Source organism: Paenibacillus vietnamensis, from assembly GCF_020169515.1.
In the GTDB taxonomy this organism is placed as follows: Bacteria; Bacillota; Bacilli; order Paenibacillales; family Paenibacillaceae; genus Pristimantibacillus; species Pristimantibacillus vietnamensis.
This window is the reverse complement of the sequence record NZ_JAHMHW010000035.1, coordinates 1-4,949: the sequence shown is the minus strand read 5'-3', so window position 1 is coordinate 4,949 and position 4,949 is coordinate 1. Positions and strand designations below refer to the sequence as shown.

Here is a 4,949-nt window from a genome sequence, read left to right as displayed (position 1 = left end):
GAATGAGGGGAGTCGCACGGTTTTGGGCGGTTTTGGACTAACTCTAATGTAAATGTGCAGCAGAAACCGGTTCAAAGCGACGTATGTGAGGAATCTGATGCATTTTATGCAGCAGAACGGAAGACCCTATACACGGGTGTTAAAATTTTACACCAACAAACCCTACACAGCTTCCAGTAATCCGTTACACTAGAATGATCCGGTTCATAAGGTGGGCAGGCATATGGCACGCTTCGAGAAAATACGTAATCGTTTCGCTTCGAAAATGATTTTGGCTTTTTTATGCATTATCCTCATTCCGACTACGCTGTCGGGGTTCGCTTTCTATTTGGAATCGTCGGCGCTGGTGAAGCGCAATGTCCGGGCTTCGACCGTCCAGGTGACGAAGCAGACGGCCGATGCGCTGTCTTCGATTTTCAATGCGGGAAGCGATACGTCCGATTTCATATACGGCGATTTGAAGGTGCAGGACACTGCCATGCGCTACGATACAAGTCCGTCAGGCGTGCAGCTGGCCATGTCCCAATCGATGAGTACCCTGCTCAATAACGTCGTGCACTCCAGCTCGTTCGTCCGAATCGTTTATATCGTAAAAGGGAACGGGACGGGCTGGGGCAGCGGCTCCTTCTCGGCCACGAAGCTGAGACGCGCCGATCTGAGCCGGCTGGACTGGGTGGAGCAGTCGCTGAAGGAGGACGGCGGACTGGTATGGCAGGCGCTCCGTAAGGATCCTTTCAGCGGCGCCGGGGAAAACACCGATCTGGTGCTGCCGATCAGCCGGACGCTCAAGGATTTTAAGTCGCTGCGACAAATCGGGCTGCTCGTCGTCAATCTGAACGGCAGGGCGATCGTGAATACGATTAACCAAGTGAAGCTGGGCGATACCGGCCGCTATATGGTCGTCGATCAGGCTGGAACCATCATGATAGAAGCCGATCTGTCCCGGATCGGCCAATCGGTCGGGGATGCGGGGCTGAGGGATATGATCGTTCATGACGATGCGGTAGAGTTCGAATATACGTCCGGAGGCACTCCTTATTACGGCGTCAAGCAGAGGCTGAGCAACGGCTGGCTGCTCGTCGGCACGGTTCCGACCGTTGAAATTACGGGTGCCCTTGACAGGCTGCACAGCCGCATATGGATGACATCGGCAGGCTTTGCCCTGATCGCGGTGCTCGTCGGTCTGCTGATTGCGGGCCGGGTTACGAAGCCGATCAAGCAGCTGACGTCGGAAATGAAGCGGGTGCAGCAGGGAGATTTAAAGGTGCGGACGGCGCTTACCGCGACGGATGAGATCGGACTGATGAGCAAGCATTTTAACAAGATGCTGGATGAGATCGAGCAGCTGATGGAACGTGTGGAGAAAGAGCAAAGCGAGAAGCTGGAAGCCGAGGTGCGGGCGGTCACATACCGGATTCATCCGCATTTTCTCTATAATACGCTGAGTACATTAAGATGGATGGTCAGAGCCGGCGAGAAGGAGCGGGCCGACCGGGGACTCGGGGCGCTTATCCGGCTGTTGCAGGCGAATATGGGCAAAAACGGGCAGCTGATTACGCTTGAGGAAGAGCTTGAGATTATCGGAAAATATATCGTCATCCTGGAAATGCGGTACGAGCACAAATATGTGCTTTCGGTTGACCTGGGTCCGGGCGCCGGCCAGGCCCGTATTCCCCGGATGCTGCTTCAGCCGCTTGTGGAAAATGCGGTTTTCCACGGCTTAGTTCCGTTGAACCGCGGAGGGGAGATTTCGATTTCAGCCAAGTCCGTGCAAGGCGAGCTGCAAATTTGGGTGAAGGATAACGGTGCGGGGATGTCCAAGGAGCAGCTGGATGCTCTCCATTCGCAGGAGGGCATTGCCAAAGCGGGGATCGGGCTAAAGCATGTTTATGATTCCTTAAAGCTTTATTATGGAACGGGCTCCGGCATGAAGGTGACGAGCGAAGCGGGGATCGGCACGCAAATTCATATCATAATGAGGGGGCTTCCGAATGAGTGATACCGTATTAATTGTGGACGACGAGCCGATCATCAGAAACGGGCTGGTGAATTTCATCGATTGGAGCAAGCTTGGGTTTCATTTGGCCGGGAGCTGCGCGAACGGGCAGGAGGCGCTGGAAATGATGAGCGGGGCCCCGATCGATATTCTGATTACGGATATTAAAATGCCGGTCATGGACGGCCTCCAGCTTACAAGGAAGGCGCTGGAGCTTAACCCGCAGCTGAAGGTCGTGCTGATCAGCAGCTATAATGAGTTCGAATACGTCCGCGAAGGGATGAAGCATGGCGCGGTCGATTATTTGCTGAAGCCGAGCCTGGAAGCGGAGGAGTTGACGGCGGTGCTTGGCCGGTGCAAGGAAATGCTGGAGCAGGACCGCAGCCGGACCGAGCAGAAGAGACAGCTGGATCGGCAATTTTCCGTTCTTGAAAGAAAACGGCTGGAGCAGGAAATTATCCGGGAGCTTGTGTCGGGCGGGTCGGATGCCGCCTTTCAGGATATGCTTGGCGAGAGGGGCGCCGGCGTGTCCTACCTGTGCGCATTTATCGTGATCGACGGACTTGCCGAACAGACGGAGCTTTACGGGCATTTGCATATCGGCATGATGTACGAGGAGATACAGGAAGTTTTTTACGGGCTGGTTCCGTCCGGGAGCGCGCCTGTGCTGGCCGGGGAAGGGCTGTTCGTGCTTTTTGCCGGCGGGGAAGAGGCAGAGGCTTTGCTTGGCAGGCTAAAGGCGCGGATCGAAGCGGAGCTTGCGGCGACGGTGTCGGTCGGTTATTGCGTAGAGCCCGAAACCAGAGGGGTTAAAGGGGCGCTGGACAAAAGCCGGTCGGCTGCCATGCGCAGATTTTTCGAAGGAACCGGCCGGATATTCGGCTGGAAGCCTGAGGCGGGCGGCCAGGAAACCGCGCAGGAGCCGGCGGAGACGAACATGCAGGCAATGGTCGACGCCATCCGTGAGGCGAATAACGCGAAGACGGTGATCGACGGCTTCTCCGGACGCTGGAGCAAGGGCGGTATGACGCCGGAGCAGGTGAAAAGGGAAGCGTATGAGCTCCTGTCCGCTTTCGCTTATTTGAACGGCGATGCGAAGCTTCTCTCCGATTACCGGGAAAATATACGGCGCTGCGAGACGGCGGAGCGGCTAGCCGAGCTGCTCTATCAGCTGTGCGAGGAGCTGGAGCAGCCGAGTCTGGTGAAGCTGAGCGACAAAGGGCACAGCGGGCAGCTGATTGCCAAAGCGATCGAATACATCAAGCTGCATTACCGCGAGGAGCTGACGCTGCAGGAGGTGGCGGATTCGATCCATGTCAGCAAGAGCTATTTTTCGAACCTGTTCAAAAAGCAGGCCGGCCAAAACTTCATCGATTATTTAATCGATCTGAGGCTGCATGAAGCGAAACGGATGCTTACGCAGAAGGATTACAAAATTTATGAGGTCGCCGAAAAATCGGGATTTAACGACGTGAAATATTTTAGCAAGCTGTTTAAAAGGATGACTCAAATGACGCCGGTGGAATACCGGGAGAAGCATCAGCAGTAGTCGATGGAGGTGATGCGTATGAGGAACAGGAACGGCCGGCTGCGGATCGCCGCGGCGATCATGCTGCTGCTGCTGGCCGGCTGCGGCCGGCAGTCGATTATAGACAAGGACAGCGCAGTCGAGAAGCTTGACGGCGGAGACCGCGTCGATATTACGTTCTGGCATACGTACAGCGATGAGGAAACGCGAATATTGGAGGATACGATCATTCCAGGCTTCGAGAAGGAATACCCGGGGATTCGCGTCAATGCGGTGCGGCAGACCAATAATGCAGAGTTAAAATATACGCTCATCTCCAAAGCAACGGCAAACCGCGGGCCTGATGTGATGAGAATGGACATCGCTTGGGTACCGGAGTTTGCGCAGAACGGACTGCTGCTTCCGCTGGGCGATAACGCCGGCTTTGAAGAGGTGACCGCGCAGCTCCAGAGCAATACGGGCTCTGCGGGATATTTTGAGGGAGCTCACTACTCCCTGCCCGTCAACATGAATACGAAGGTAGCGATCTATAACAAAGCGCTGCTGGAGAAGCTGGGTCTGGACCGCCCGCCATCCACCTTACAGGAGGTGCTGGAGCTCGCGCGGGAGCATCGCTACCGGATCGGCCTGAGCGGTCTGGAAGCGTGGAAGAGCCTGCCGTATATCTATGCGCTTGGGGGTCGAATGACCAATGACACGTATACGAAAGCGTCAGGCTACCTGAACGGGGAAGCGACGGTTAATGCCGTGGAAGAGCTTCTGTCTCTTTACAGGGACGGTCTGATCGACCGGTCTCTCATTAACGGAGGCGGAGATATTTGGGGAGGCGTGAAGTCGGGGGATATTCTGGTGACCGACGACGGGCCGTGGTTTTACAGCGTGTTTCAAGGGGAAGAGCTGCAGAAGGCGATCCGTTCGACGGTGGCGGTGCCGTTTCCTTCGAGCAACGGGCCCTCCTCCGTACTTGGCGGCGAAGACCTCGTAAGCGTAAAGGGCTCGGCGAGGCCGCGCGAAGCCTGGGAATTCATGAAATGGATGATTCGCACCGACTCTCAAGTTGCGATGTCGCAGACAGGGCTCATACCGACGAACCTGGAGGCGAAGGAGATCAAGGCAAAGGACGACTCGTTTATTCCCCCTTTTGCCGAGGCGCTGAACCATACGTTCCTGCGGCCGCCGGTTAAGCAGTGGAGCAGCATCGACGCCGTTTACACGGCAAACATGATCCGGATTTTTCAGGGCGAGATTTCCGTCAAAGACGGCTTGAGCGAGGCGGCCTCCGAAATCGATAAGCTGCTGGAGAGGTGAGCGGTCGGGTGGTTTGGAGGCTGCGTGCTTTGAGGGATTGAGTGATTGAGTGATTGAGTGATTGAGTGACTGAGTGACTGAGTGACTGAGTGACTGAGTGACTGAGTGACTGAGTGA

At 55.8% G+C, this 4,949-nt stretch carries 3 protein-coding genes; all 3 read left to right on the top strand.

What is annotated here, in order from left to right; all coding sequences use genetic code 11:
• The first annotated feature begins 223 nt into the window (after positions 1-223).
• Genes KP806_RS27360 through KP806_RS27350 form a run of 3 tightly spaced genes read left to right on the top strand, consistent with a single transcriptional unit; the run spans position 224 to position 4,832 of the window.
• On the top strand, positions 224-1,999 hold the full coding sequence (locus KP806_RS27360; protein WP_224726924.1) for a sensor histidine kinase: 1,776 nt from the start codon (positions 224-226) through the stop codon (positions 1,997-1,999).
• Positions 1,992-3,545 (top strand): response regulator transcription factor, encoded by a 1,554-nt coding sequence (locus tag KP806_RS27355; RefSeq protein WP_224726923.1) that lies wholly within the window; start codon positions 1,992-1,994, stop codon positions 3,543-3,545. The genes KP806_RS27360 and KP806_RS27355 overlap by 8 nt, the downstream gene beginning before the upstream one ends.
• An 18-nt stretch (positions 3,546-3,563) precedes the next feature.
• Entirely contained in the window at positions 3,564-4,832 is a 1,269-nt protein-coding gene (locus KP806_RS27350) for an extracellular solute-binding protein (protein WP_224726922.1), read from the top strand.
• Positions 4,833-4,949 lie beyond the last annotated feature (117 nt).

Coding starts and splice junctions, on each gene's coding strand:
- KP806_RS27360 (WP_224726924.1), top strand. CDS start 224: ATGGCACGCTTCGAGAAAATACGTAATCGTTTCGCTTCGAAAATGATT.
- KP806_RS27355 (WP_224726923.1), top strand. CDS start 1,992: ATGAGTGATACCGTATTAATTGTGGACGACGAGCCGATCATCAGAAAC.
- KP806_RS27350 (WP_224726922.1), top strand. CDS start 3,564: ATGAGGAACAGGAACGGCCGGCTGCGGATCGCCGCGGCGATCATGCTG.